This window comes from Micromonospora sp. WMMC415 (assembly GCF_009707425.1).
GTDB lineage: Bacteria > Actinomycetota > Actinomycetes > Mycobacteriales > Micromonosporaceae > Micromonospora.
In genome coordinates this window covers 2,170,157-2,194,122 of record NZ_CP046104.1, presented here as the reverse complement: position 1 = coordinate 2,194,122, position 23,966 = coordinate 2,170,157, and the positions used below count along the sequence as shown (strand labels likewise).

The following is a 23,966-nucleotide window of genomic DNA, read 5'->3' as shown; positions in this document are numbered from 1 at the left end:
GGCATGCCGTGGGGGCCGGTGAGGCGGATCCGGCGCCGCGTCGAGTCGCACGGTTTTGAGCGCTCGCTCAAAACCGCGTACGCTGCCCGCATGATGGTGCGTACGTGTTGGACCGTGCCGCATCCGCCCGAGGTCCTGTGGCCGGCGCTCTGTGACTCGCGCATGGAGTTGCGCCCCCGGTGCCCGGTGTTCTGCCTCGGCGTGCCCCGGCCCACCGCGTGCCGGCTACCGGACGGGCCCGGCGCGGTGGGCGCGCGCCGGCAGTGCGCCTCCGAGCAGGGTGTGGTGCGGCAGCGGATCACGCGGTGGGAGCCGCCGGCGCGGTTGGCGTTCCGGATGGAGTCGACCGATATCGGCTTCCACCGGTTCGTCGACGAACTGGGCGACGAGTTCGAGCTGACGGCGGCGGGCAGCGGTACCCGGGTCACCCGCATGACGACGGTGACGGTGCGCGGACGGCGGTACGCCGCGCTGTATCCGGCGCTGTGGCTGGGGTTGAAGGCGGTGCACCGTTTCGTGTTCCGCAACTGGCAGCGGAGGGCGGCGGCGCCACCGGCGGGGTGACCACTGCCGGTGGCGCGCCCGAGCCGGAGCAACGGCTCGGACGCGGGCCCGGCTCAGCCGGCTCGGGCCGCCAGGGCGGGCGGGGCCGTCCAGGCGGCGGCGACCTCGTCGGCGCAGCGGTCGCCGTACGCCCGGGCCAGCCGGTCGCCGAGGCGGTCGTGGTCGAGGTGGTACTCCTGCGGGCCGACCGCCTCCACCGCGAAGGCGGCGACGGCGTTGCCGACCTGGCCGGCGCGTTCCAGCCCGAGCCCCCAGGAGAGCGCGGCGAAGAAGCCGGACCGGAAGGCGTCGCCGCCGCCGGTGGGGTCGGCCACCGAGGTGACCGGGACGGCCGGCACCTCGACGGTGGGAGTGTCGCGGCCGGTGATGCGTACCCCCTTGGCGCCGAGCGTGGTGACCTGCACCCGGACGCGGTGCCGGACCTCGGCGGCGGTCAGGCCCGTCTTGGCTTCGAGCAGGTCCTTCTCGTACTCGTTGGTGAGCAGGAACTCGGCACCGTCGACGAACTGGCGGACCTGTTCGCCGGAGAGCAGTGCGAGTTGCTGGGAGGGGTCGGCCGCGAACGGCAGGCCCAGTTCCCGGCAGCGGGCGGCGTGCCGGAGCATCGCGGCCGGATCGTCGGCGGCGACCAGGACGAGGTCGAGCCCATTGCGCCGGGCCGCCGCGGCGGCGATCTCGACCCGGTCGCCCTCGGCCATGGCGCCCGGGTAGAACGAGGCGATCTGGCACTCGTCCGCGTCGGTGGTGCAGACGAACCGGGCGGTGTGCGCGTCGGCGCTGATGTGGACGGAGTCGCAGTCGACCCCGTGCCGTTCCAGCCAGGAGCGGTAGTCGTCGAAGTCGGCGCCGGCCGCGCCGAGCAGCACCGGCCGCAGGCCGAGCCGGCCGAGGCCGTACGCGATGTTGGCCGCCACCCCGCCGCGGCGGACGACCAGGTCGTCGACGAGGAAGGACAGCGAGACCCGGTGCAACTGGTCGGCGAGCAACTGCTCGGCGAAGCGCCCCGGAAACCGCATGAGGTGGTCGGTGGCGATGGACCCGGTGACCGCGATCGCGCCCACGGCGGGACTCCTCCCGGTCAGTAGCGGTAGTGGTCGGGTTTGAACGGGCCCTCGGGGGAGATTCCGAGGTAGGCGGCCTGTTCCTTGGTCAGGGTGGACAGTTTCGCGCCGAGGGCGGCCAAATGCAGCCGGGCGACCTTCTCGTCGAGGTGCTTGGGCAGCACGTACACCCCGACCGGGTACTGGTCGGTCTTCGCGTACAACTCGATCTGCGCGATCGTCTGGTTGGCGAAACTGTTCGACATCACGAAGCTGGGATGCCCGGTGGCGTTACCCAGGTTCAACAAGCGACCCTCGGACAACACGATGACCGCGTGCCCGTCATCGAACCGCCACAGGTCGACCTGCGGCTTGATGTTCTCCCGGGACACATCCGGCCGCTTCGCCAACCCGGCCATGTCGATCTCGTTGTCGAAGTGCCCGATGTTCCCCACGATCGCCTGGTGCTTCATCCGCGCCATGTGCTCATTCGTGATCACATCGAAACAACCCGTCGCGGTGATGAAGATGTCCGCGACCTCGACCACGTCATCCAACGTGGCCACCTGATAGCCGTCCATCGCCGCCTGCAACGCGCAGATCGGGTCCACCTCGGTCACCACCACCCGGGCACCCTGCCCCCGCAGCGACTCCGCACACCCCTTACCCACATCCCCGTAACCCAGGACCACCGCCATCTTCCCACCGATCAGCACATCGGTGGCCCGATTGATCCCGTCGATCAGCGAATGCCGACACCCGTACTTGTTGTCGAACTTGCTCTTCGTCACCGAATCGTTGACGTTGATCGCCGGGAACAACAACATGCCCGCCCGGTGCATCTCATACAACCGGTGCACCCCCGTGGTGGTCTCCTCCGTCACACCCCTGATCCCCGCCGCGATCCGCGTCCACCGCTGACCATCCTCGGCCAACGAACGGTGCAGCAGACCCAGGACGACCGCGTACTCCTCACTGTCGGCCGACTCCACCGGCGGCACCACACCCGCCCTCTCAAACTCCACACCCTTGTGCACCAACAACGTGGCGTCCCCACCGTCATCGAGGATCATGTTCGGACCCCCACCATCCGGCCACGCCAACACCTGCTCCGTGCACCACCAGTACTCCTGAAGGCTCTCGCCCTTCCACGCATACACCGGCACACCCGCCGGGCTGTCCGGCGTACCGTCCGGACCGACCACGACCGCCGCCGCCGCATGGTCCTGGGTGGAGAAGATGTTGCACGACGCCCACCGCACCTGCGCACCCAACGCCACCAACGTCTCAATCAACACGGCGGTCTGAATCGTCATATGCAAAGAACCCGTGATCCGCGCACCCGCCAACGGCTGCGCCTCGGCGAACTCACCACGGATCGCCATCAAACCCGGCATCTCATGCTCCGCGAGCCGGATCTCCTTACGCCCAAACTCAGCAAGCGACAGATCCGCCACCTTGAAATCGCCGGCCGTACGAACCAGGGCTTCCGGCATGGTCACGCTCCTCAGTCGTGGTTGGGTCAGGGCAGTTGGGACCAGAGCCGCCGCTCCTCGTCGGTGAGCGGCTGGTGTGGAACGAGACGTTCCGGATGGCCGGGCGGCGGGTGCCCCGCCGCGCTCGTATCCGAGGGCACGCCGGCCGCGGACGGCGCCCGGTCCGGGCGGTCGTCGGCCGGTGGCGGCGGGGCGTGCCGTCGCCGGTGCTGCCGGATGATCTCCCGGGGATCGATCCCGGCGACCGACGCCCCGAACAGGCTCAGTCCGAGCCCGAGCTCGGACACGACGCGCCGGAACCAGCCCATCAGCTTGCCGCGCTCTTCAGGTCGGCGGCGCGGTCGGTGCTCTCCCACGTGAAGTCGGGCAACTCCCGACCGAAGTGCCCGTACGCGGCGGTCTGCGCGTAGATCGGCCGCATCAGGTCCAGATCCCGGATGATCGCCGCCGGCCGCAGATCGAACACCTCCGTGACCGCCTTCTCGATCCGCTCCACCGGCACCGTCTCCGTGCCGAACGTCTCGATGAACAAACTCACCGGATGCGCCTTACCGATCGCATACGCCACCTGCGCCTCACACCGCTCCGCCAGACCCGCGGCGACCACGTTCTTCGCCACCCACCGCATCGCATACGCCGCCGACCGGTCCACCTTCGACGGATCCTTACCCGAGAACGCCCCACCACCGTGCCGCGCGTACCCGCCGTACGTATCCACGATGATCTTCCGACCGGTCAGCCCGGCATCACCCATCGGACCACCGATCTCGAACCGGCCCGTCGGATTCACCAACAACCGGTACCCCTCGGTATCCAACCCCAGCGACTCCACCTCCGGCGTGATCACATGATCCCGAACATCCGGGGTGAGCAGCGACTCCAACGAGATGTCCGCCGCATGCTGGCTGGACACCACAACAGTGTTCAACCGCACCGGACGCAGACCCTCGTACTCGATCGTCACCTGCGTCTTACCATCCGGCCGCAGATACGGCACCGTGCCGTCCTTACGCACCTGCGCCAACCGCCGCGACAACCGATGCGCCAACGCGATCGGCAACGGCATCAACTCCGGCGTCTCCGAACACGCGAAGCCGAACATCATCCCCTGGTCACCGGCACCCTGCGCGTCCAACGCACTCTCCGACGCACCCGTACGCAACTCGAACGCGTTGTCCACACCCTGCGCGATGTCCGCCGACTGCGCCCCGATCGACACACTCACCCCACACGAGGCACCGTCGAAACCCTTCTTCGACGAGTCATAGCCGATATCCAGGATCGTGCGACGCACGATCGTCGGGATGTCGGCATACGCCTTCGTGGTCACCTCACCCGCGATGTGCACCTGACCAGTCGTGATCAACGTCTCCACCGCGACCCGACTCCGCGGATCCTCCGCCAACAACGCATCGAGGATCCCGTCACTGATCTGGTCGGCGATCTTGTCGGGATGGCCTTCCGTGACCGACTCGGACGTGAACAGCCGGCGCCCCGGGCGGTCGGCCGGCTCTCCGGCGACCGGCCCGGTCATGGGTGCGTACGTCAAGGGGACTCCTCGGGGTGCGCGCTTCCGTCCTACGGCGGTCGATTCTCGCGAGCCCCGGTCAACGCTGGCTCAACGCGGCGGCAGAGGCCGTCCGACGCGCCCGCTCTGCAGGTACGACGGAATGGTCGACCCGGACGGCGGCGACCCGCGCCGGCCGGCGGGGATGATCCGCGTCACGCCGGGTATGCGCCGGCCGGCCTGGTGGGAGGACGACGGGGTCGCGGCATCCCGCGACGGCCGCGCGGGCGGGTCGGCGAATTCGCCGACCCGCCCGCGCGGCCCCAACCCGGGGCAGTTCCCGAACCTAGTTGTTGGTGATCCAGTTCCAGGCCGAGACGACCCACTCCGTCTGCTGGAGCCACGCGATGCCGAGGCCGGTCAGGAAGACCGCCGTCACCAGGTGAGCGCCGCGCGCGCTGTGCCGTACCCGGCCCAGGCGCTGCTCCAGCACCACCCGACCGACCAACCGGGCAAGCGCGAACAGGCCGGCCGCGACGAGCAGGCTCAGCACGAAGATCAGCAACGGGGCGACGAGGTCGCCGCCGCCGGAGATCGCCCAGATCCCCCAGCAGACGAACGCGAAGAGGACGCCGGCGGCGCTCCATTCCGCGCCGCGGCGCAGCTGGGCCATGTGCCAGCTCATCGGGCGGCGCGGTGCCGCCGCGCCCGGCCAGCCGGTGCCGGTCGGCTCCTCGACCACCGGGAACGGCTCGGTGCGGGGCGTACCGGACCGTCCGACCGGGGCCACCCCCCGCCGGAAGGCGTCCCGCTGCTGCGGCACGCCGCCCCCCGGCTGCGGCGGCACCTCGACGGTGCGTTCGGCCCACGGCTGTGTCTGGTCGGCCATGTCGTCCCCTCCCCTGGACCGACGGGAACCAGCGGACCCCGTCTGACTATCGAGGGTAGCCAGCGCTCAAATCGGTCGTCGGACGCGGACCGGTCGGCTAGACAGAGCACCATGACGAATCCCCCACTGCGCTTCACGACCGCCCGGGAAGAGGAGTTCGACGAGCTGGGCGAACTTCTCGGCGCACTCTTCCACGGCGGCTTCGACTCCGAGTCGTGGGCGGTCGAGAAGACCCTCCTGGAGCCGGAGCGCACCCTGCTCGTCCGGGACGGCCCCGATCTCGTGGCGAGCGCCACCGCGTTCACCCGCGTGCTGACGGTGCCGGGGGCCCGCGTGCCCGCCGCGCACGTGAGCATGGTGGGGGTCGCGCCCACACACCGCCGCCGGGGGCTGCTCACCGAGATGATGCGACGGCAGCTGCGCGAGGTCCGGGACGCCGGACGGGAGCCGGTCGCGGTCCTCTGGGCCAGCGAGGGCCGGATCTACCCGCGCTTCGGCTACGGCCTGGCCACGCAGCGCCTCGTCGCGGAGGCCGACACCACGGAGCTGCGCCTGCCCGACCCGACGCCCGCCGAGGGCCGGCTCCGCCTGACCCGCGCGGTCGACTGCCGGGCCACGCTGACCCGGGTGTACGACGAGGTACGCCCCGACCGGCCCGGCTGGTCCAGTCGTGGCGAGGTGTGGTGGGACTACGTGCTGGCCGACCCGCCCGCCCAGCGCGGCGGCGCCACCGAGCGCCGGGCCGTCCTCCACGAGGGCCCGGACGGGGTGGACGGGTACGGGCTCTTCCGCACGAAGGGCGAGTGGGCCGCCACCGGGCCGAACGCGCTCACCACCGTCGACGAGGTGGTGACCGGCAGTCCGGCCGCGTACGTCGCGATGTGGCGGCTGCTGCTCTCCCTCGACCTGACGCGGCGGCTCACGTACCGCGCGGCCGCGGTGGACGAGCCGCTGCTGCGCCTGGTCGACGAACCGCGCCGGCTCGGCGCGACGCTGGTCGACGGGCTCTGGCTGCGGGTGGTCGACCTGCCGGCCGCACTCGCCGGCCGCCGGTACGCGACCCCGGTCGACGTGGTGCTGGAGGTCACCGACGACCTGCTGCCGGAAAACGCCGGGCGGTGGCGGCTCACCGGCGGGCCCGACGGAGCGACCTGCGTCCCCGCCGACCAACCGGCCGAGCTGGCCTGCGACGTCCGCTGCCTGGGCGAGCTCTACCTGGGCGGGGCGACGGTGGGCGCGCTCGCCACGGCCGGCCGCGTCCGCGAGCTGCGGCCCGGTGCGCTGGCGACGGCCGGGCCGGCCTTCGGCTGGCACCGCGCCCCCGCCAGCAGGGAGGTGTTCTAGGGCCCTGCGCGGTACGGTCGGCTGATGGGTGACGTGGAGCGACGGCGACGCCGGCACCGGCACCACGCCGAGGGTGGCGCCGAGGGGCCGAGCGCGGCGACGTCAGGGGTGCACGACGGCGACGGGCCGCCGCGAACCCGTCGCGGCGGCCCGGAGGAGGGGGAACGCGGGCTGCGTGGGCTGGTCGGCTCGGGGTCGTCGCAGGTGGGTGTGACCGCGGCGATGCGCGCGCGGGACGCCGCCCGGCCGACCGAGCAGGACCTGGCCGAGGCCGAGACCCGGGTGGTCCTGGTCCGCCGGAACTGGACGCCTCGGGAGGACCTACCCCGCCGCTGACCCCCGCCGGCGGCGGATCAGGGCAGGGGCGGCAGCGTCCGGGTGTTCTCGTACTCGGCGACCTGGCCGATGCGGCGGGAGTGGCGTTCGTTGCCGGAGAACGAGGTGGTCAGGAACGCCTCCACGATGGCGGTCGCCTCGTCGAGGGTGTGCTGCCGGGCGCCCACCGCGACGACGTTGGCGTCGTTGTGCTCGCGGGCGAGCTGGGCGGTGTCGATGTTCCAGGCCAGCGCCGCCCGCACCCCGGCGATCTTGTTGGCAGCGATCTGCTCGCCGTTGCCCGAGCCGCCGATGACGACACCGAGGCTTCCCGCGTCGGCGACCACCCGGTCACCGGTGTGCAGGCAGAACGCCGGGTAGTCGTCGTCCGGGTCGAAGGCGTGCGGGCCGACGTCGACCACGTCGTACCCCTGCTTGGCCAGGTGGTTGGCCAGGTGCACCTTCAGCTCGAAGCCGGCGTGGTCGGATCCCAGGTAGACGCGCATAACGCGCAGTCTGACAGGCCCGCCTCCGTGCCGGCGCGCGGGCGGCGGCACGGAGGCGGATTCGTCACAGCTCAGCGCTCCAACTCGGCGACGACCAGGCCGCCGCGTGCCTTCGGGGTGAACCAGGTGCTCTTGCGCGGCATCTTCTCCCGGGCGAGGTTCACCGCGACGAAGTCGTCGACGGTCACCGGCGCGATGAGGACGGCCAGCTCCGCCCGGCCGGCGTCGACCTCCCCGGTCAGCCAGCTCGCCGGGTAGTCGCCGCCGACGTAGGTGACCCGCTTGTCCCCCGGGTCCAGCCCCAGCGCGTCCCGCAGCAGCAGGCGCTCGACCAGCGCGTGGTCCAGGTTCTCCAGGCGGCCCGCGCCGACGTGGGGCAGGCGTACCGCGTACCCCGAGTCGGGGAGCCGGAGGTGGACGGTGCCGCCGGCCGCCGGGACCTCGACCGGGCCGGTGATCGGCGTGACCTCGGCGCCGGCGGCGCGCAACCGGTCGAGCAGCTCGTCCGGGCTGGTCGTCAGCTCGCTGACAAGCCGGTTGTACGGCTGGATGGCGACCGAGGCCGGCGTGGTGACCACGGCCAGGAAGCGCGGCAGCCCGCCGGTCTGGGCGGCGAGGCTGCGGTGGTTGCCGTCGGCGACGACCAGCTCGCCGCCGCCGGCCAGGGCGGTCAGCTCGTCCTGCCGCGGGCCCGGGCCGACCAGCCAGATGGCGTGCGTGCGCCCGGCCTGGTCGACGTCGGTCGCGGCGGGCGCCCCGGCCGCGTCGGTCGCCGCCGCGAGCGCGGCGTGCAGCTCGTCGCCCCGCCCGGTCTGGAGCAGGAGTACGGGCGAGAGCAGGTGCCCCAGCGCGTCGGCCAGGGCCACCCGCTCGCGCACCTTGGCGATGAAGACGTCCTCGTTGCGGATCACCAGGCCGGGCTCGTCGGCCCGGGTCGAGATCTGCTCGGTGTCGACCATGGCGAACAGCCCGTACGCGGGCTCCTCGCCCGGCGCGCTGATCCGGTAGAGGACCACCACCTGCTCGGCGGGCGTGTAGCTGCCGTCCGCCTTGGCCTCGGCGAGCCGGGCCACCGCGTCGGGCAGCGCGTCCAGGAACGGCTTCCCCAGGCTCTCCGGCGCCCGGTGCGGCATCTCGATGCCGAGGGCACTGTGCGGGTTCGCCTCGATGATCGCGGTGATCTCCGCGTCGTCGGCGAACTCGTCGTAGTTCTGCGCGCCGGTGCCGCCGGTGGTGATCCAGGCCCGGGCGATCGGATGGACGACCGTCATGTGCGCTGACGCTACCGGTGCGGACCGTCGCCGTATCCCGGACCCACTCCCCGCCCACCAGATGAAAGGAAGGGACCCCTCCTAACGCCTCCGGTATAGGAGGGGTCCCCTGTTAACACGTCCTCAGCCGTCGAGTGCCTGACGGTGCCGACCGACCGGCACCACCGGCGTGACCGGCCGGCGGGGCGCCACGGCGTGGCGCGCGCGATCCGGCGGCTTGGCGCCGGGCGGGGTCAGCCGGGACGTGACCGGTACGCGGGCCACGCCGACGACGATCGGCGGAGCGAGCAGGTCCACCATGTGCGTGGGGAGGTCGGGACGGACCGCCGGCCAGCGGGAGTCGTCGACCGACCAGTACGCGGAATCGTCGTTCGCCTCCTCCCGGGTCGACGGTTCGTCACCGGACGCACGGTGCTTGGCCATGAGGAATGCCTCCACGAGCTGCGGGGTGCGGCCCCTGCGGGTCGATGCGGCGGACATGGAGGCCAACGAATCCGCCCGAGGGCGGGTGACGGGGAGGTAGCCGGGGCGGCGCAGTGTTAACAAGGGCCCCCTGCACCGCGGAAGGCGTTAACAGGGGGCCCTTCCTTGCGCCTCAGTCGAAGATGGGGCCGAGTTCGCGGGAGCGCTTCAGCTCGTAGAAGCCGGGCGTGCCGGCGACCAGGAGCACGCCGTCCCACAGCCGGCCGGCGGCCTCGCCCTTCGGGGCCGGGGTGATGACCGGGCCGAAGAACGCGACCGGCGAACCGTCCGGACCCGGGGCGTGGATGACCGGCGTGCCGACGTCGGTGCCGACCGGCCGCATGCCGGCCTCGTGGCTGGCGCGCAGCGCCTCGTCGTACCCGGCGCCGTCGGCGGCCCCGGCCAGCGCCGGGTCCAGACCGGCGTCGGACAGCGCGGCGGCGAACAGCTCCGGGGAGAGCTTCTCCTGCCCGAGGTGGATCCGCGTGCCGAGCGCGGTGTACAGGTCACGGAGCGACCCGGTGCCGTACCGCTGCTCGGCGGCGATGCAGACCCGCACCGGCCCCCAGCCGGTACGCATCAGTTCCTGGTACTCCTCGGGCAGGTCCCGGCCCTCGTTGAGCACCGACAGGCTCATCACGTGGAAGCGGATGTCCACTTCCCGCACCTGCTCGACCTCCAGCAGCCAGCGGGACGTGATCCACGCCCACGGGCAGATCGGATCGAACCACATGTCGACGGTGACACGCTCGCTCACGGTGGGGTCCCTTCACGACGGGTGACGCCGGTCCTCGACGTCTGCACCGATCTTCACCCCGGCGTCCGACGCCCGACACCGGAATGAGAGCGTGAGCTGGCCCACCGTGGGGCCGGCACGCGTGCAAGACTCGATCGGCGCGGCCGTCACGAACGGTCGCCGGACGGCGCCGCGGTCGGCGTACGGCGAGACGAGAGATGGAGACGAACAGTGCCGGGAGTGCGCAACCTGACGCAGGTGGAGGCCACCGAGCGGGGCCGCCTGCTCGACGTGACCGGGTACGACATCAGTCTGGACCTGTCGAGCGCCGTGCAGGCCGAGGGCCGCACCTTCCGGTCGACGACCGAGGTCCGGTTCCGGTGCACCGAACCCGGTGCCAGCACGTTCATCGAGGTGGCCGCCGACTCGGTGCGGTCCGCGACGCTGAACGGCACCGCGCTGGACCTGAGCGGCTGGTCGGCGGAGAAGGGCCTGACCCTGCCCGGGCTGGCCGAGGAGAACAGGCTCGTCGTCGACGCGGACTTCGCGTACTCGAACAGCGGGCAGGGGCTGCACCGCACGGTGGACCCGGTCGACGGTGAGACCTACCTGTACAGCCAGTTCGAGACGGCCGACGCCCAGCGGGTGTTCGCCGCCTTCGACCAGCCCGACCTGAAGAGCGTCTACACCTGGCACGCCACGGTGCCGGCGCACTGGAAGGTCGTCTCCAACATGCCGGTCGACCGCGAGGAGGCGGCGGGCGAGGGCCTGAAGGCGGTCCACTTCGTCGAGTCGGCGCGGATGAGCACCTACATCACCGCGCTGTGCGCCGGCCCGTACCACGAGGTGCGGGACAGTCACGACGGCATCGACCTCGGCGTCTTCTGCCGGGCCTCGATGGCGCCGCATCTGGACTCCGAGGACCTGTTCCTCATCACGAAGCAGGGCTTCGACTTCTTCCACGAGAAGTTCGAGGTGCGCTACCCGCTGCCGAAGTACGACCAGCTCTGGGTGCCGGACTTCAACGCCGGCGCGATGGAGAACTTCGGCTGCGTCACGCACGCCGAGTCGCACTACATCTTCCGCTCGCAGGTCACCGACTTCGAGTACGAGCAGCGCGCCAACACGATCCTGCACGAGATGGCGCACATGTGGTTCGGTGACCTGGTCACCATGCGCTGGTGGAACGACCTGTGGCTCAACGAGTCGTTCGCGGAGTGGGCCAGCCACTGGTGCAACACCAACGCCACCCGGTTCACCGACGCGTGGACGACCTTCCTCTCCATCCGGAAGAACTGGGGTTACCGGCAGGACCAGCTCTCCTCCACCCACCCCGTCTACACGGAGATGCCGGACCTGGAGGCGGTCGAGGTCAACTTCGACGGCATCACGTACGCCAAGGGCGCCAGCGTGCTCAAGCAACTCGTCGCGTACGTCGGTGAGGAGCCGTTCCTGGCCGGCCTGCGGTCGTACTTCGGCAAGCACGCCTGGGGCAACGCGACCTTCGACGACCTGCTGTCCGAGCTGGAGGCGGCCTCCGGGCGGGAGCTGCGCAAGTTCGCCGCGCAGTGGCTGGAGACCGCGCAGGTCAACACGCTGCGCCCGCAGGTCACGATCGGCGCCGACGGCACGTACGAGCGCGTCGTCGTCCGTCAGGAGGCGCCGACCGGACACCCGACCCTGCGGACGCACCGGATCGGCGTGGGCCTGTACGACCTCAGCGACGGCCGGCTGGTCCGTCGCGAGCGCGTCGAGGTGGACGTCACCGGCGAGGCGACCGAGCTGGCCGAGCTGGCCGGGGTCCGCGCGGCCGACGTGCTGCTGCTCAACGACGACGACCTGACGTACGCGAAGCTGCGGCTCGACGAACGGTCCATGGCGACCGTGGTGCAGCACATCGCCGGCTTCGAGTCGTCGCTCGCCCGGGCGCTCTGCTGGACCGCGGCCTGGGACATGATCCGCGACGCGGAGCTGGCCGCCCGGGACTACGTGGCGCTGGCGCTCGCCGGCCTGCCCGCCGAGACGGACATCAACCTGGTCACGGCCACCCTGCGGCAGGCCACCACCGCGCTCACCTTCTACGCCGACCCGGTGTGGGCGCCGACCGGCTGGGCCGACCTGGCCCGGACCGCGAGGACCGCTCTCACCGCCGCCGAGCCCGGCAGCGGCTTCCAGCTCGCCTGGGCCCGCGCGTACGCCTCGGCCGCCCGCTCGTCGGAGGACCTGGCGACGCTGCGCGGCTGGCTGGACGGCAGCGGCGTGCCGGCCGGCCTGACCGTCGACACCGAGCTGCGCTGGACGCTGCTCACCGCCCTGGTGGCCAACGGCGCGGCCGGCCCCGACGACGTCGAGGCGGAACTGGCCTCGGACCGCACCGCCAGCGGCGAGCGGGAGGCCGCGTACGCGCGCGCGCTCGTGCCGACCCCGGAGAACAAGGCGGCCGTGTGGGCGCAGCTGACCAGCCCGGAGCCGCTGCCGAACTGGCGGCACCGGGCGCTGCTGCAGGGCTTCACCCACCCGGCCCAGGTGGAGTTGGTCCGGCCCTACCGGGAGCGGTACTTCGCCACCGTCGCGCAGGTCTGGGCCAGCCGGGACAGCGAGCCCGCGCAGGAGTTCGCGCAGCTCGCGTACCCGGCGTACCTGGTCGAGGACGACACCGTCGAGGCGACCGACGCCTGGCTGGCCGGTGCGGGCCACCCGGCGCCGCTACGGCGGCTGGTCGCCGAGGGTCGCGACGGCGTGGTCCGCGCGCTGAAGGCCCGCGCCAAGGACGCCCGGGCTGCGTGACCCGGAGTACACGACGCCACCCGGTCCGAAGAATGGACCGGGTGGCGGTTGGCGGTTCGCGGTGAGAAGGGTGCCCTTCTCTACCTCAGGCGTTAATAAGGGGCCCTTCCTTACACCTCAGCCCTTGCCGGCGTGGCTGGCGAGCTGGTCGAGGCCGGTGATGATGCCGCCGGTCAGGTCACCGCCGCCGAAGGCCGCGACCATGGAGAGCGCGGCGAGCTTCGCGTACGTGTCGGGGATGCGCTTGCGCGCGTGTTTTCCGGTGACGATCTCCAGCTGCCGCTGGTTGGGCGAGACCGCGATCAGCACGGACCGGTCGGGCTCGGCGAGCTGCCGGTGCAGCCGCTGGGCGTGCTCGCGGATCGGCTCGTCGAGACCGCCGACGAAGACCGAGAAGACCAGGCCCGTGCCGCGGTCGGCCAGGCGCAGCGCCTCGTCGATGCGCAGCAGCTGGCGGGTCGAGAACGGCCCGTCCAGGACGTCCGGCGGGTTCCCCGTCCCCGACTGTGGCTGCATTTCACCAACGGTCACTTGCGCCTCCGGTTCCACCGGCCGGCGCCTCGATGCCGGCCTGCTCCTGCTTGCGGCTGCTCAGCGCGGGCGCCTGCGCGCCGGCGGCCAGCGCCGTGCCGGCCGAGTCGGCCAGCTCCTCCGGGCGGCTCAGAAACCAGACCGGAGTGAAGTCGAAGGGCCGGCCCGGCCGGTAGCGCTTACCGCCGCCGCCACCACCGCCGCCGCGGCTGCCGGCGTACGCCAGACCGGCGATCACCAGCACCGCGGCCGCCGGGATGCCGACGAAGACCAGCAACGTCTCGGTTACAGACAATCCCAACGCCCCCAGGCGAAAGAGAGACCAGGAAATCCGGGTCGGGTCGACGATCAAGCAGACGATTCCCCGACTCCGCTTGTGGTATTCACGTTAGCGGAGCCGACGGCACGCCAGATTGCGGGGTGGCGGTCCCAACCGCCACCGTAGTGCTCCAGTTGCGCAGCGGTGGCGATGAGCCTCCCGTCGTCGCCGTACCGGCCGCTGAGCAGCACCCCGACGGGCAACCCGTCGGCGGTGACGCCCACCGGCAACGACACCGACGGATCGCCCATGACGTTGAAGATGGCGCAGTACGGCGAGAACCGCCGTTGCCGGTCGAAGTCCTCCGCGGGGTCGTGCCCCTCGGTGAACCAGCCCACCTGCGCCTGCGGCGCCGCGAGGGTGGGGCAGAGCAGCAGGTCGCAGCCGGCGGTGCGGCGCACACCGAGGCGGACCTGCGCCTGGAGCTCGCCGAGGGTGGCGGTGAGGGTGGCGGCGGAGATCGCCGCGCCCCGCTCCCGCAGCAGCCGGGTGAGCGGCAGCAGTTCGCTCTCCCGCTCCGGCGGCACCGGGGCGAGCGCCAGCACGTACCAGACGATCTCGAACAGCGGCCACGCCGCCGGGGTGAGCGGCGACGGCACCTCGACCACCTCGTGGCCGGCGGCGGTGAGCAGGGCTGCGGCCCGGTCCACGGCGGCGACGCAGTCCGGGTGGACCGGCTCCTCGGCGAGCATCGGGGTGGTGAAGCGCCCGATCCGCAGCCGTCCCGGCTCGGCGGCGCGGGCGGCGGCGAGCCACCCGCCGGCGGGCGGGAGCGGCGCCAGGTAGGGCTCCCCCGCGACCGGTTGCGAGAGGACGTCGAGCAGCGCGGCGACGTCGGCGACGGTCCGCCCGATCGGGCCGTGGGTGGGCAGGCCGTACGCCCCGAACCCGATCGGCCCACCGGACACCAGACCGCGGCTGGGCTTGTAGCCCACCAGCCCGCACATCGAGGCGGGGATGCGCAGCGAGCCGCCACCGTCGGAGCCCTGGGCCACCGGCACCAGCCCGGCCGCCACGGCGGCCGCCGCGCCGCCGCTGGAACCCCCCGCCGTGTACGAGAGGTTCCACGGGTTGCGGGCCGGCGGGGCGACCAGGCCCTCGGAGTAGAGCGAGCAGCCCAGCTCGGACGTGGTGGTCTTGCCGAGGCTGATCAGGCCGGCGGCGCGCATGAAGCCGACCACGTCGGCGTCGACCGGCGGCACGAAGTCGGCGAAGGCGGCCGAGCCGAAGGTGGTGCGGACACCGGCGGTGAGCGTCAGGTCCTTGATCGCGGTGGGTACCCCGTGCAGCGGCCCCCGCGCCTCGACCGGGACCGCGTCGGCCGCGTCGGCGGCGGCGAGCGCTGCGTCCGAGGTGACCGTGACGAACGCGCCGACGGTGTCGCCGAGCGCGGCCACCCGGGTGAGGTGGTGCTCGACCACCTGCCGGCTGGTCAGCTCGCCGCGCGCGATCGCGGCGGCCTGCTCCAGCGCGGTCAGGTCGTGCGGCTCGGCCATGTTCTCATCCTGCCCGGCGGCCGGCCCGGGCGCACTCGTCACGCGCCGAAGCGGCGCGGGCGGTCGGGCCGACCGCCGGCCGCGCACGACGCCGCGCCCGGCGGCCGGAGGTGTCACCGCAGGCCCTTTGCTCTGCTTCAACCCACGCACCAGGTACCGGCCGGAACCGGTGCGTCCGGTGAAGCAGAGCAAAGGGAGCGAACAGGCAGGTGGCGGCGGCGCGCGGCGGCGCGTGCCGCCGGCCGCCCCGGTCTCAGCCGTACAGGAAGCGCAGCGCGTTGCCGCCGAGCAGCTTGTCCCGCTCGTCCGGGGCGAGGAAGTCGGACCGGTGCACGACCGCGCCGACCGGCCGTTCCCCCAGCGGGTACGGGTAGTCACTGCCCACCAGCACCCGGTCGACCCCCATCGTGTCGACGAGCAACCGCAGTGCCGCCGGCTCGAACACCACCGAGTCGACGGAGAACCGGTCGACGTACGCGCTGGGCGGGGCGGCCGAGGCGCCACGCACCAGGTCGCCGCGCCGGCGCCACGCGTTGTCGGCGCGGCCCAGCCAGAACGGGAAGCTCCCGCCACCGTGCGCGAAGCAGATCCGCAGCGTCTCCGGCACCTTGTCGAAGACCCCGCCGAGGATCATCGCCAGGACAGACAGGTGGGTCTCGGCGGGCATCCCGGTGAGCCAGCGGGCCATCCAGCGGTCCAGCCGCGGCCCGCCCGGCATGTCCCAGGGGTGGACGAAGACCGGAGCGCCCACCTCGGCGCAGTGGGTCAGGAATTCGACGATCCCGCCGTCGTCCAGGTCGCGGTCACCGACGTGGTTGCCGATCTCCACACCGGCGTGCCCGGCGGCGAGGCACCGGTCCACCTCGGCGCACGCGGCCTCCGGGTCCTGCAACGGCACCTGGCAGAACGGCACCAGCCGGCCGCCGTCGGCGGCGGTGACCTCCAGCGTCAGGTCGTTGAAGATCCGGGCCACCTTGACCGCCTGGTCGGCGGGGCGGTCGTAGGAGAAGAAGACCGGGGTCGGCGAGACCACCTGGACGTCGACACCGTCGGCGGCCATGTCGGCCAGCCGGGTGTCGGCGTCCCAGCACTCGGCGCCGACCGGCCGGAACTCCGTTTCCCCGACCATGATCATGGCCGCGCGTTCGGAGTCGACCCGCAACCACGGCCAGCCGGACCCGCCGCACGCGACGCCGAGGTCCGGCCACCCCTTCGGTACGACGTGCGTGTGCACGTCGACGACAGGTCCCGGCATCAGCCCTTGCCCGGGTGCAGCGCGCCGCAGTTGTCACAGGTGCGCGCCTTCTCGTCGGCGTAGAACGCCTGGAAGACCGGGGGCAGGTCGGCGGCGATGTCCCGCACCTGGAGCTCCACCTCGTGGACCTTCGCGTGGCACGACGGGCAGTACCACTGGAACTTCTCCAGCGTCCCCTCCTCGCGGACCCGCTCGATGACCATCCCGATCGAGCTGGCCTCGGGGCGCTGCGGCGAGTGCGGGGTGTTGCGCGGCAGCATCCACATCTGACCCTCGCGGACGTGCACCGTCCGCGGCCCCTCCGGGAGCATCAGGTTGACGTGCATGTTGCCCTTGACCTGGTAGAAGAACTCCTCGTACGGGTCCACGTGGAAGTCGGTGCGCTGGTTCGGGCCGCCCACCACCATCACGATGAAGTCGTCACTGCCGGGAAGCATCTCCTTGTTGCCAACCGGCGGCTTCAGCAGGTGCTGGTTCTCCGCGATCCACCCGGGGAAGCTGAACGGCTCGGCGATCTCACTCACGACTGACCTCCTTGCGGGAGAAGGGCGACGGCTTGCATCTCGATCAGCAGGTGCGGGTGCGGCAGCTGGTGGACGGCGACGGTGGTGCGGGTGGGGCCGGTCGCGTCGAAGAACTCGGCCCACACCTCGTTGTAGCCGCCGAAGTCGTTCATGTTCACCAGGTAGGACGTGACCTGCACGAGGTCGGCCAGGTCCGCGCCGACCGACCGCAGCAGGTCCCGGATGTTCTCGACCACCGCCCGCGTCTGCACCCGGATGTCCAGGTTGGTCGTGCCGAACTCGTCCACCTCGACACCGGCGAAGGTGTTGTCCGGCCGGCGGGAGGACGTACCGGAGACGAAGACGAAGCCGCCGGCGACCTTGACGTGCGGGAACGCCCCGCGGGGCACGGCCTTGCCGGCCACCACCCGGGCGGTCGGGGTGCGCGACTGCTCGCTCACACCGCCGCCCTCAGCGACGCGGTGCCGAGCTTCTCCACGACGGCACGGACGTGCGCGCCGGGGCGCAGCGGGACGGCCGCCGTCGCAGCGCCCGCCAGGAAGACCCAGCCCTGGTGCAGCCGGACGCCGTGCCGGCCGGCGAGGCGGATGCCCTCGTCCAGCGCGCGGCGCGGGTCGCCGAGGATCGCCGCGGTCGACCCGACCTGGGCGATCCGTCCGTCGATCTCCAGCAGCACGCCGAGGTTGTCGAGGCCGTCCGGCACCGGGCACCACGGCCCGATCACGAACGCCCCGGCGGAGGTGTTGTCGGCGATGACGTCGGGCAGGGAGAAGGTGAAGTTCGCGTACCGGGAGTCGATCAGCTCGATCGCCGGGGCGACCGCCCGGACCGCGTCGGCGAAGTCGGCGACCGGCTCGCCCGGCTCGGGCAGCCGGTCCAGCAGGAACGCCACCTCCGGCTCGACCCGGGGGTGGATGAAGTCGCCGACGGACACCGCGCCGCCGTCGGGGACCCGCATCACGTCGGTGAGCCGGCCCCAGATCACCTCGTCCACACCGACCTGGGCCATCTTCGCCCTGCTGGTCAGCCCCATCTTGAGGCCGACGAGCCGCTCGCCCCGGTCGAGCCGGCGCTGGAGCAGGGCGGTCTGGACCGCGTACGCGGAGTCGACGTCGAGCCCGGTCTCGGCGGCGAGCTGCGGGATCGCGGTGGCGGTGTCGGCCGCCGCGCCCAACGTCCCGGCGATCCCGGTGATGTCCGGCCCGATCACTGTGCCACCTTCGTTCGCGACTGCGGGGCTCGCAACCCCGACTCACTCCTCGCGCTCACTGGTTTCCTCCCTGCCCGGCGAGGTCCAGCGCCACATCCACGATCATGTCCTCCTGGCCGCCGACCATCCGGCGCCGGCCCAGCTCGACCAGGATCGAGCGGACGTCCACGCCGTACCTCGCCGAGGCCCGCTCGGCGTGCCGGAGGAAGCTGGAGTAGACGCCCGCGTACCCCAGGGACAGCGTCTCCCGGTCGACCCGCACCGGCCGATCCTGCAGCGGGCGGACGAGGTCCTCGGCGGCGTCCATCAGCGCGAACACGTCGCAGCCGTGTTTCCAGCCGCGCAGTTCGGCGACCGCGACGAAGACCTCCAGCGGCGCGTTGCCGGCGCCGGCGCCCATGCCGGCCAGCGAGGCGTCCACCCGGACGGTACGCCCGGCCACGGCGTCCGGACCGGACGGCGTGGGGCCGAGGACGCGGCCGTGCTCGACGGCGACGACGCTGTTGGCCACCCCGAGGGACAGGTTGTGGTGGGCGTGGATGCCGATCTGCGTCTCCGGTTCCAGGACCTGCCGGTACGCGTCGACCCGCTCGGCCACGTCGGACATCAGCAGCCGCCCGCCGGAGTCGGTGACGTAGACGCAGTGCGCCCCGTACGACTCCATGAGCTTGGCCTGGGCGGCGAGCCCGGCCGGGTCGTCCATGTGGGACATCATGAGGAACCCGGAGACGTCCATGCCGTTCTCCCGGGCCCAGGAGATGTGCTGGGCGGAGATGTCGGCCTCGGTGCAGTGGGTGGCGATCCGCACGCTGGTCACGCCCAGCGCCTTCGCGGCCTTCAGGTCGGCGATGGTGCCGATGCCGGGCAGCAGCAGCGTGGTGAGCTTCGCCGTGGTCAGCACCTCGGCCGCCGCCGCGATCCAGTCGGCGTCGCCGGCCGCGCCGTGCCCGTAGTTGACGCTGGACCCGGCGAGCCCGTCACCGTGCGCCACCTCGATGGCGGCCACCCCGGCGGCGTCCAGGGCGGCGGCGATGGTCCGCACCTGGTCCACCGTGTACCGGTGCGCGATGGCGTGCATGCCGTCCCGCAGCGTCACGTCCTGGATGTACAGATCCGTCATGCCCGCACCCCCTCGACGCGCAGGGCCACGAGCCGCTCCGCGGTGCGCAGGGCGGCCGAGGTCATGATGTCCAGGTTCCCGGCGTACGCGGGCAGGTAGTGCCCGGCGCCGGAGACCTCCAGGAAGACCGAGACCTGCAACCCGGTCAGGTGCCGGCCGAGCGACGGCACGTACGTGTCGATCCGGTCGAACTGCACGTCCTGCTTGAGCCGGTAGCCCGGGACGTACTCCTGCACACGCTTCACCATGTCCGCGACCGACGCGGCGATCTCCACCCGGTCGGCGTCGGCGTCCGCGCAGAGGCAGTAGACCGTGTCCCGCATCAGCAGCGGCGGGTTGGCCGGGTTCAGCACGATGATCGCCTTGCCGCGCTCGGCGCCGCCGACCACCTCGATGGCCCGGGCGGTGGTCTCGGTGAACTCGTCGATGTTGGCCCGGGTGCCCGGACCCGCCGACTTCGAGGCGATCGAGGCGACGATCTCGCCGTACGCGACCGGGGTGACCAGGCCGACGGCCGCGACGATCGGCACCGTCGCCTGCCCGCCGCAGGTGACCATGTTGACGTTGGTCTCGTGCAGGTGCTCGTCGAGGTTGACCGGCGGCACCACGTACGGGCCGATGGCCGCCGGGGTCAGGTCGACCACGGTCCGCCCGTGGGCTCGTAGGACGGCGTCGTTGTGCCGGTGCGCGCCGGCCGAGGTGGCGTCGAAGACCAGTTCCACGTCGGCGAACTCGGGCATCGCGACGAGCCCGTCCACGCCCTCGGCGGTGGTGGCGACGCCGAGGCGGCGGGCCCGGGCCAGCCCGTCCGACGCCGGGTCGATGCCGGCCATCGCGACCATCCGCAGGGTGTCGCTGAGCCGCAACACCTTGATCATCAGGTCGGTGCCGATGTTGCCCGACCCGATCACCGCCACACCGACCGTCATGCCGCCCCCTCGGACGAAGAGAAACAGGTCCGCACCGACCCGAGGCCGGAGATCCGGGCCTCGTACGCCGCTCCGGGCGTCACCGGCACCATCGGGCCGAGCGCGCCGGAGAGCACGACGTCGCCGGCGCGCAGCGGGTCGCCGGAGCGGGCGAGGGTCTGCGCCAGCCAGGCCAACGCGTGCAGCGGGTTGCCCAGGCAGGCCGCCCCGGCGCCCACCGAGACCGGCTCCCCGGCGTGTTCGAGCACCATGCCGGCGAGCCGCAGGTCGACGTCGGCGAGCCGGCGCGGCGTGGTGCCCAGCACGAACAGCCCGCTGGACGCGTTGTCCGCGACCGTGTCCACGATGGAGATGTCCCAGCCGGCGATCCGGGAGTCGACGATCTCGATCGCCGGCAGCAGGTGGTCCACGGCCCGGGTCAGGTCGGCGGTGGTGATCCGCTCGTCGGGCAGGTCCGCGCCGAGCACGAAGGCGATCTCGGCCTCCACCCGGGGCTGGAGCAGCCGGTCGAGCGCCACCTCGACACCGTCCGGCACCGCCATCTCCTCGGTCAGCACGCCGAAGTCCGGCTGGTAGACGCCGAAGCTCTCCTGCACCGCCCGGGAGGTCAGGCCGATCTTCGCGCCGACCCGCCGGTAGCCGCGCCGCAGCCACTCCCGCACCTGCAACTGCTGCACGAGATACGCGGAGGTGACGTCCCCCTCGGGGAGCAGCCGCCCGCGCAGCGGCGGGCAGGGCTTGCCGCTCTCCCGGGCCTCGGTCAGCTCCCGGGCCGCGGCCTCGTAATCGATCATGACAGGTCCACGCAGACGTTGGTGAGTTCGGAGTAGAAGTCCAGCGAGTGCACGCCGCCCTCGCGGCCGATGCCGGACGCCTTCACCCCGCCGAACGGGGTGCGCAGGTCGCGCAGGAACCAGGTGTTGACCCAGACGATGCCCGCGTCGAGCCGGGCGCCGGCCCGGTGGGCGCGGCCCACGTCCCGGGTCCAGACGGCCGCCGCCAGGCCGTACTCGGTGCCGTTCGCGAGGGCGTACGCCTCGTCCTCGTCGTCGAAGGGCGCGACGTGCACGACCGGGCCGAAGATCTCCTCCCGGTTGGTCCGGGCGTCCGGGCCGAGCCCGGCGAGCACGGTCGGCTGCACGTACGCGCCGCCGTCGCGGGCGTCGCCGAAGCGCGGCGTGCCGCCCCCGGCGAGCACGTCGGCGCCCTCGGCGCGGGCCAGCTCGTAGTGCCCGAGCACCTTCTCCCGGTGGGTGTGCGAGATCAGCGGCATGTTCACCGTGGCCTCGTCGGCCGGCCACCCGTACGGCAGCTCGGCGGCCCGCTTCGCCAGCCGGGCGGTGAACTCCTCGAAGACGGGGCGCTGCACGTAGACGCGTTCGGTGCAGAGGCAGACCTGGCCGCCGTTGGTGAAGCTGGAGCGCACCGAACCGGCCACCGCCGCGTCCAGGTCGGCGTCGGCGAAGACCAGCCCGGCGTTCTTCCCGCCGAGCTCGAAGGAGACCGCCTTCACCCCGTCGGCGGCGGCGCGCATGATGGCCCCGCCGGTGGCCGACTCGCCGGTGAAGGTGATCGCGTCGACTCCCGGGTGCCGGGTGAGGAACTCCCCCGCCGAGCCCGGTCCGAAGCCGTGCACCAGGTTGAACACGCCCTCGGGCACGCCGGCGGCGGCCATCACCTCGGCGAGCAGCGTCGCCGAGGCGGGCGTCTCCTCGCTGGGCTTGACCACGACCGCGTTGCCGCAGGCCAGCGCCGGCGCGACCTTCCAGGTGAGCAGCAGCAGCGGCAGGTTCCACGGCACGATCACCGCGACCACGCCGACCGGTTTGCGGACGGCGTAGTTGAGCGCCCGGCCGCCGCTCGGGGTGACCGTGGTGAACGACTCGGTGGGCGCGGTGGCGACGATCTCGGCGAAGGCGCGGAAGTTCGCCGCGCCGCGCGGGATGTCCAGCGTCCGGGCCTGCGAGATGGCCTTGCCGGTGTCCGCCACCTCGGCGGTCACCAGGTCGTCGAAGCGGCGTTCCAGCTCGTCGGCGACCCGGCGCAGCACCTCGGCGCGTTCCCGCTCCCCCATCCGGCCCCACGGGCCCCGCAGCGCGGCCCGCGCGGCGGACACCGCGTCGTCCACGGTGGACCCGGTCGCCTCGACGACCTCGAACACCGGCTCACCGGTCACCGGGCTGCGCTTGGTGAAGCGGCGGCCGGCGTCGACGAACTCCCCGGCGACGAAGTTGCGCAACAGGCCCGGCCCGTCCGGGGCGTGCCCGGTCATCAGCCGCGGGTCCCAGCCGGTCATCGACGCCTCCCTCGGCGGAGCACTGACCCGACCGCCCCGGCCAGCAGCAGCGCCGCCCCCACGCCGGCGGCACCGAGCATCCGGTGCTGCCGACGGACCCGGCGGCGCACCTCCGCGTACGGGGTGGTCGAGAAGGACACCAGCTCGTACCGGGAAACGTACCGGCCGGGCAGGGCCCGTTCCAGTGCGTGTTCCACCCGGCGGCCGAACTGGAACAGCGGCGAGGCGACCTTGTCGCGCATCTCCACGAAGTTGGCCAGGGCCATCTGGGCGATCGCCTCCGCGTTGTCCTGCCGGCGCCGCTGGAACAGCGGCAGCGCGGCGGACCAGTCGTCGGCGCACTCGTCGAGGCAGCGGTCCAGCTCCACCACGTCCTCGAACGCGCAGTTCGCGCCCTGCCCGTAGAACGGCACGATGGCGTGCGCCGCGTCGCCGAGCAGGCCCACCCGCCCGGTCACCTGCCACGGGTCGCAGCGGACCGTGCCCAGCACCCCGACCGGGTTGTGCTGGTAGTCGTCGACCAGGTTCGGCGCCAGCGGCAGCAGGTTCGGGTAGTGCTGCGCGAAGTGCCGCTCGATGGCCGCCGGGCTGCCCAACGACGCGAAGCTCGCGGTGCCGTGGGTGGGCCAGAAGAGCGTGCAGGTGAAGGAGCGGTCCGGGTTGGGCAGCGCGATCATCATCGACGTGCCCCGCGGCCAGATGTGCAGCGCCTCCGGGTCGAGCGCGAAGTCCCCGCCCAGCGGCGGGATGGTCAGTTCCTTGTAGCCGTAGTCGAGGAAGTCCACGCTCTCGCGGAGCAGCCCGTGCCCGAGGAGCTGACCGCGTACGGCGGAACCGGCCCCGTCGGCGCCGAGCACGACCGGCGACGTGGCCAGGACCTTGCCCTGCGGCGTCTCGAAGGTCATCTCACCGGTGGTCGGGTCGAGGCCGACCAGCCGATGGTCGAAGGCGACCCGTACACCGGGCAGCGCGGTGGCGGCGTCCAGCAGGGCGTTGTTCAGCGCGCCCCGGCTGATCGAGTTGATCGCCCGGTCACCGGCCGCGCTGTACGGCTGGAACTGCGACTCCCCCGCGACCGGGTGGATCATCCGGCCGCGCATCGGCAGCGCGTCCGACATCACCTGGGTGTCCAGCCCGATCCGGCGCAGCGCGTCCAGCCCGCGCTCGGACAGCGCCAGGTTGATCGACCGGCCCCGCTCGACCGTCCCGGTGCGCGGGTCCGGCCGGCGCTCGTAGAGGGCGACCCGGTAGCCGCGCCGGGCCAGGAAACAGGCGAGCAGGCAGCCGGCGAGGCCGGCGCCGACGACGGCGATCTCGTCGCGTTCCTGGCTCATCGGCGCCTTCCCTTCGTTCGCGACTGCGGGGCTCG

25 protein-coding genes are annotated in these 23,966 nt (G+C 72.4%); 4 read left to right on the top strand and 21 right to left on the bottom strand.

Going from position 1 to position 23,966, the window contains the following annotated elements; translation table 11 throughout:
• Positions 1-90: 90 nt before the first annotated feature.
• The gene (locus tag GKC29_RS10665) at positions 91-564 is read left to right on the top strand and encodes an SRPBCC family protein (RefSeq protein ID WP_196255849.1); all 474 of its coding nucleotides are present in this window, start codon (positions 91-93) and stop codon (positions 562-564) included.
• 53 nt (positions 565-617) lie between these two features.
• On the opposite strand, the gene GKC29_RS10660 is transcribed toward GKC29_RS10665, so the two are convergent.
• The 5 genes from GKC29_RS10660 to GKC29_RS10640 form a co-directional block, all read right to left on the bottom strand.
• On the bottom strand, positions 618-1,580 hold the full coding sequence (locus tag GKC29_RS10660) for a carbohydrate kinase family protein (RefSeq protein ID WP_155334078.1): 963 nt from the start codon (positions 1,578-1,580) through the stop codon (positions 618-620).
• 62 nt (positions 1,581-1,642) lie between these two features.
• A complete protein-coding gene (gene ahcY, locus GKC29_RS10655) occupies positions 1,643-3,100 on the bottom strand; it encodes an adenosylhomocysteinase (RefSeq protein WP_155330668.1) in 1,458 nt (485 codons plus the stop codon).
• Positions 3,101-3,126: 26 nt separating this feature from the next.
• Complete coding sequence (locus GKC29_RS10650) at positions 3,127-3,408, bottom strand: DUF6059 family protein (protein ID WP_155330667.1); 282 nt, start codon at positions 3,406-3,408, stop codon at positions 3,127-3,129.
• Positions 3,408-4,634 (bottom strand): methionine adenosyltransferase, encoded by a 1,227-nt coding sequence (metK, locus tag GKC29_RS10645; protein WP_155330666.1) that lies wholly within the window; start codon positions 4,632-4,634, stop codon positions 3,408-3,410. Before metK ends, GKC29_RS10650 begins: the two co-directional genes overlap by 1 nt.
• Before the next feature lie 319 nt (positions 4,635-4,953).
• Entirely contained in the window at positions 4,954-5,496 is a 543-nt protein-coding gene (locus GKC29_RS10640) for a hypothetical protein (protein WP_155330665.1), read from the bottom strand.
• 111 nt (positions 5,497-5,607) lie between these two features.
• Here GKC29_RS10640 and GKC29_RS10635 point away from each other — a divergent pair, with 111 nt between their 5' ends.
• Positions 5,608-6,840, top strand: coding sequence for a GNAT family N-acetyltransferase (locus GKC29_RS10635; RefSeq protein WP_155330664.1), 1,233 nt, complete (start codon positions 5,608-5,610; stop codon positions 6,838-6,840).
• A gap of 24 nt (positions 6,841-6,864) precedes the next feature.
• Complete coding sequence (locus tag GKC29_RS10630; RefSeq protein ID WP_155330663.1) at positions 6,865-7,176, top strand: hypothetical protein; 312 nt, start codon at positions 6,865-6,867, stop codon at positions 7,174-7,176.
• A gap of 17 nt (positions 7,177-7,193) precedes the next feature.
• Here GKC29_RS10630 and GKC29_RS10625 read toward each other — a convergent pair whose 3' ends face one another.
• From GKC29_RS10625 to GKC29_RS10610, 4 genes are all read right to left on the bottom strand, one after another.
• A complete protein-coding gene (locus GKC29_RS10625) occupies positions 7,194-7,661 on the bottom strand; it encodes a ribose-5-phosphate isomerase (protein ID WP_155330662.1) in 468 nt (155 codons plus the stop codon).
• A 71-nt stretch (positions 7,662-7,732) separates the two neighbouring features.
• Positions 7,733-8,932 (bottom strand): DUF1015 family protein, encoded by a 1,200-nt coding sequence (locus tag GKC29_RS10620; protein ID WP_155330661.1) that lies wholly within the window; start codon positions 8,930-8,932, stop codon positions 7,733-7,735.
• 123 nt (positions 8,933-9,055) lie between these two features.
• Positions 9,056-9,355, bottom strand: coding sequence for a hypothetical protein (locus GKC29_RS10615; RefSeq protein ID WP_155330660.1), 300 nt, complete (start codon positions 9,353-9,355; stop codon positions 9,056-9,058).
• Between the two features lie 172 nt (positions 9,356-9,527).
• Complete coding sequence (locus tag GKC29_RS10610; protein WP_155330659.1) at positions 9,528-10,151, bottom strand: disulfide bond formation protein DsbA; 624 nt, start codon at positions 10,149-10,151, stop codon at positions 9,528-9,530.
• Between the two features lie 219 nt (positions 10,152-10,370).
• Here GKC29_RS10610 and pepN point away from each other — a divergent pair, with 219 nt between their 5' ends.
• Complete coding sequence (gene pepN / locus GKC29_RS10605) at positions 10,371-12,917, top strand: aminopeptidase N (protein ID WP_155330658.1); 2,547 nt, start codon at positions 10,371-10,373, stop codon at positions 12,915-12,917.
• 117 nt (positions 12,918-13,034) lie between these two features.
• Here pepN and GKC29_RS10600 read toward each other — a convergent pair whose 3' ends face one another.
• The 12 genes from GKC29_RS10600 to GKC29_RS10545 form a co-directional block, all read right to left on the bottom strand.
• Positions 13,035-13,448, bottom strand: a complete 414-nt coding sequence (locus tag GKC29_RS10600) for a DUF5130 family protein (protein WP_155330657.1) — start codon at positions 13,446-13,448, stop codon at positions 13,035-13,037.
• Positions 13,435-13,725: a hypothetical protein gene (locus GKC29_RS10595; protein ID WP_155334077.1), complete on the bottom strand. Its 291-nt coding sequence runs from the start codon at positions 13,723-13,725 to the stop codon at positions 13,435-13,437. Before GKC29_RS10595 ends, GKC29_RS10600 begins: the two co-directional genes overlap by 14 nt.
• A gap of 71 nt (positions 13,726-13,796) precedes the next feature.
• Positions 13,797-15,263 (bottom strand): amidase, encoded by a 1,467-nt coding sequence (locus tag GKC29_RS10590; protein ID WP_155330656.1) that lies wholly within the window; start codon positions 15,261-15,263, stop codon positions 13,797-13,799.
• Positions 15,264-15,516: 253 nt separating this feature from the next.
• The gene (locus GKC29_RS10585) at positions 15,517-16,518 is read right to left on the bottom strand and encodes an amidohydrolase family protein (protein ID WP_155330655.1); all 1,002 of its coding nucleotides are present in this window, start codon (positions 16,516-16,518) and stop codon (positions 15,517-15,519) included.
• The gene (locus GKC29_RS10580) at positions 16,518-17,042 is read right to left on the bottom strand and encodes a 3-hydroxyanthranilate 3,4-dioxygenase (RefSeq protein WP_155330654.1); all 525 of its coding nucleotides are present in this window, start codon (positions 17,040-17,042) and stop codon (positions 16,518-16,520) included. Before GKC29_RS10580 ends, GKC29_RS10585 begins: the two co-directional genes overlap by 1 nt.
• A complete protein-coding gene (locus GKC29_RS10575; protein WP_155330653.1) occupies positions 17,039-17,482 on the bottom strand; it encodes a RidA family protein in 444 nt (147 codons plus the stop codon). The genes GKC29_RS10580 and GKC29_RS10575 overlap by 4 nt, the downstream gene beginning before the upstream one ends.
• A complete protein-coding gene (locus tag GKC29_RS10570; protein ID WP_155330652.1) occupies positions 17,479-18,252 on the bottom strand; it encodes a 2-keto-4-pentenoate hydratase in 774 nt (257 codons plus the stop codon). Before GKC29_RS10570 ends, GKC29_RS10575 begins: the two co-directional genes overlap by 4 nt.
• A gap of 55 nt (positions 18,253-18,307) precedes the next feature.
• Entirely contained in the window at positions 18,308-19,372 is a 1,065-nt protein-coding gene (dmpG, locus tag GKC29_RS10565; protein ID WP_155330651.1) for a 4-hydroxy-2-oxovalerate aldolase, read from the bottom strand.
• Entirely contained in the window at positions 19,369-20,301 is a 933-nt protein-coding gene (locus tag GKC29_RS10560) for an acetaldehyde dehydrogenase (acetylating) (RefSeq protein ID WP_155330650.1), read from the bottom strand. Before GKC29_RS10560 ends, dmpG begins: the two co-directional genes overlap by 4 nt.
• Positions 20,298-21,095, bottom strand: a complete 798-nt coding sequence (locus tag GKC29_RS10555) for a 2-keto-4-pentenoate hydratase (protein WP_155330649.1) — start codon at positions 21,093-21,095, stop codon at positions 20,298-20,300. The genes GKC29_RS10560 and GKC29_RS10555 overlap by 4 nt, the downstream gene beginning before the upstream one ends.
• Positions 21,092-22,573, bottom strand: a complete 1,482-nt coding sequence (locus GKC29_RS10550) for a 2-hydroxymuconic semialdehyde dehydrogenase (protein WP_155334076.1) — start codon at positions 22,571-22,573, stop codon at positions 21,092-21,094. Before GKC29_RS10550 ends, GKC29_RS10555 begins: the two co-directional genes overlap by 4 nt.
• A gap of 20 nt (positions 22,574-22,593) precedes the next feature.
• Positions 22,594-23,931: an NAD(P)/FAD-dependent oxidoreductase gene (locus GKC29_RS10545; RefSeq protein WP_155330648.1), complete on the bottom strand. Its 1,338-nt coding sequence runs from the start codon at positions 23,929-23,931 to the stop codon at positions 22,594-22,596.
• Positions 23,932-23,966: the final 35 nt, after the last annotated feature.

Bases quoted from the DNA above. Each gene is read 5' to 3' on its own strand.
- GKC29_RS10665 (WP_196255849.1), top strand. From the start codon at position 91: ATGATGGTGCGTACGTGTTGGACCGTGCCGCATCCGCCCGAGGTCCTG.
- GKC29_RS10660 (WP_155334078.1), bottom strand. From the start codon at position 1,580: ATGCGGTTTCCGGGGCGCTTCGCCGAGCAGTTGCTCGCCGACCAGTTG.
- ahcY (WP_155330668.1), bottom strand. From the start codon at position 3,100: ATGCCGGAAGCCCTGGTTCGTACGGCCGGCGATTTCAAGGTGGCGGAT.
- GKC29_RS10650 (WP_155330667.1), bottom strand. From the start codon at position 3,408: ATGGGCTGGTTCCGGCGCGTCGTGTCCGAGCTCGGGCTCGGACTGAGC.
- metK (WP_155330666.1), bottom strand. From the start codon at position 4,634: ATGACCGGGCCGGTCGCCGGAGAGCCGGCCGACCGCCCGGGGCGCCGG.
- GKC29_RS10640 (WP_155330665.1), bottom strand. From the start codon at position 5,496: ATGGCCGACCAGACACAGCCGTGGGCCGAACGCACCGTCGAGGTGCCG.
- GKC29_RS10635 (WP_155330664.1), top strand. From the start codon at position 5,608: ATGACGAATCCCCCACTGCGCTTCACGACCGCCCGGGAAGAGGAGTTC.
- GKC29_RS10630 (WP_155330663.1), top strand. From the start codon at position 6,865: ATGGGTGACGTGGAGCGACGGCGACGCCGGCACCGGCACCACGCCGAG.
- GKC29_RS10625 (WP_155330662.1), bottom strand. From the start codon at position 7,661: ATGCGCGTCTACCTGGGATCCGACCACGCCGGCTTCGAGCTGAAGGTG.
- GKC29_RS10620 (WP_155330661.1), bottom strand. From the start codon at position 8,932: ATGACGGTCGTCCATCCGATCGCCCGGGCCTGGATCACCACCGGCGGC.
- GKC29_RS10615 (WP_155330660.1), bottom strand. From the start codon at position 9,355: ATGGCCAAGCACCGTGCGTCCGGTGACGAACCGTCGACCCGGGAGGAG.
- GKC29_RS10590 (WP_155330656.1), bottom strand. From the start codon at position 15,263: ATGGCCGAGCCGCACGACCTGACCGCGCTGGAGCAGGCCGCCGCGATC.
- GKC29_RS10585 (WP_155330655.1), bottom strand. From the start codon at position 16,518: ATGCCGGGACCTGTCGTCGACGTGCACACGCACGTCGTACCGAAGGGG.
- dmpG (WP_155330651.1), bottom strand. From the start codon at position 19,372: ATGACGGATCTGTACATCCAGGACGTGACGCTGCGGGACGGCATGCAC.
- GKC29_RS10560 (WP_155330650.1), bottom strand. From the start codon at position 20,301: ATGACGGTCGGTGTGGCGGTGATCGGGTCGGGCAACATCGGCACCGAC.
- GKC29_RS10555 (WP_155330649.1), bottom strand. From the start codon at position 21,095: ATGATCGATTACGAGGCCGCGGCCCGGGAGCTGACCGAGGCCCGGGAG.
- GKC29_RS10550 (WP_155334076.1), bottom strand. From the start codon at position 22,573: ATGACCGGGCACGCCCCGGACGGGCCGGGCCTGTTGCGCAACTTCGTC.
- GKC29_RS10545 (WP_155330648.1), bottom strand. From the start codon at position 23,931: ATGAGCCAGGAACGCGACGAGATCGCCGTCGTCGGCGCCGGCCTCGCC.